The organism is Actinomadura sp. NPDC048032 (assembly GCF_040653175.1).
Lineage (GTDB): Bacteria > Actinomycetota > Actinomycetes > Streptosporangiales > Streptosporangiaceae > Spirillospora > Spirillospora verrucosospora.
Map to the genome: position 1 here is coordinate 1 of NZ_JBEZJP010000741.1, position 1964 is coordinate 1964.

1 protein-coding gene is annotated in these 1964 nt (G+C 78.0%); it reads left to right on the forward strand.

The genetic code is table 11. From position 1 onward, the window contains the following. Positions 1–1964 (forward strand): helix-turn-helix domain-containing protein (locus AB0C69_RS41750; RefSeq protein ID WP_360362354.1); only part of this gene is annotated, 1964 nt, incomplete at both ends.

Sequence of the window (1964 nt, forward strand, 5' to 3'; positions counted from 1 at the left end):
GGGGTCGGTCGGCTGCGCGGCGGGGTCGGTCGGCTGGGCGGTCGGGTCCGCCGCCGCGGCAACAGCGCGGAGCAAAGAAGGGCGACCCGCAGGACGAGCTCGCGGCCCGGCTGCGCATGTTGCAGGAGCTGTCCGGGCTCGGCGTCCGGGCCCTCGCGCGGGACGCCGGGCTCAGCTCGTCCTCGCTGTCGCGCTACCTCAGCGGGCAGACGGTGCCGCCCTGGACGGCGGTGATCGCGCTCTGCCGCCTCCTCAAGCGCGACCCGCGCCCGCTGCGCCCCCTCTGGGAGCGGGCCTCCAGCCCGCTGCCCGCGCCGCCGAAGACCAGCCGGCAGGTGCAGCCCCCGGCCCCGCCCGCCGGCGCGCCGCGCCCGCCCCGCAACGACCTGCCGCGCGACGTCCCCGACTTCACCGGCCGCGAGGCCGAGCTCGCGGCCGTGCTCGCCGCGGTGGACGCCGGCGGCGTGGTCGCCGTGGACGGCATGGCGGGCGTCGGCAAGACGTGCCTGGCGGTGCACGCCGCGCACCGGCTCGCCGCCGCCTATCCCGACGCCCAGCTCTACATCGACCTGCACGGGTTCACCGCCGGGCGGGAACCGCTCGGCGCCGACCCCGCGCTGCGGGCCCTCCTCGCCGCCCTGGACGTGCCGTCGGAGAAGATCCCGCAGGAGGGCGGCATCGAGCCGCTGGCCGCCTGCTGGCGCTCGGAACTGGCGCACCGGCGGGCCGTGGTGGTCCTCGACAACGCCGTGGACGCCGACCAGATCCGCCCGCTGCTGCCCGGCGCGGGCCCGTCCGTCGCGCTGGTCACCAGCCGCAACCGGCTGCTGGGCCTGGAGGAGGTGCCCCCCGTGTCGCTGGACGTGCTGACGCCGGGGGAGGCCGCCGACCTGCTGGCCCGCGCCAGCGGCGACCCGGGCGGATCCGACGGCCGGCTGGCCCGCGAGCCGGAGGCCGCGGCCGAGGTGCTGCGGCGGTGCGGCCACCTGCCGCTGGCGCTGCGGCTGGCGGCGGCGCGGCTGCGGCACCGGCCGGGCTGGACCGTGGGCATCCTCGTCGAGCGGATGGCCGAGGGGGCCACGGAGTTCGACACGGCGTTCGCGATGTCCGTGCGGCAGCTGGACCGGGGGCGGCGCCGCTTCTTCCGCCTGCTGGGCCTGGTGCCCGGTTCGACCTTCGACGAGCACGTGGCCGCGGCGCTGGCGGACGTCCCGCTGCGCGCGGCCCGGGCGATGCTGGAGGACCTTCTCGACGCGCACCTCGTCCAGCAGCCCGCGGCCGGGCGCTACCGGCTGCACGACCTGGTGCGCCAGCACGCGCTCCGCGCCGCCGCCGAGGAGGACCCGCCCGCCGAGCGGGAGCGGGCGCTCGGCCGGGTGCTCGACTACTACGTGCACGCGGCGGCGGCCGCGGACGCCGCGGTGTCGTACCTGCCCTCCGGCCTGGAGGTCGCGGCGGGCCCGCCGCCGGCCGACCTGCCGGAGTTCGCCGGCAAGCACGCGGCGCTCCTGTGGTTCGCCACCGAGTACACCAACCTGATGGCCGTCTTCGAGGCGGCGGTCGCCGCCGGAGCCGACGCGCACGTGTGCGAGCTGCCCCGCCGCATGCGGGCCTTCTTCGCGCGGCGGTGCGGCACCACGCACCTCAACGTCCTCTTCGAGCACTCGCTGGTCGCCGCGCGGCGCCTGGACGACCCGGCGCGACTCGGGGAGGCGCACAGCGACCTCGGCTTCGCCCGCTACAACGCGGGACGGATGGCGGAGGCGGACGCCGCGTACGAGGCGGCGGAGCCGCTGGTGTCCCGGGCCGGGAACGCCAGGACGGAGGCCGAGCTGACCATGCGGCGGGGCTACCTGAAGTGGGACGAGGGCCGGGTCGAGGAACCGCTCGACCTCTTCCGGCGGGCGGGCGGCCTGTACCGGGACGCGGGCTGCCCGACGGAGGCCGTCCTCGCCGCACTCGAC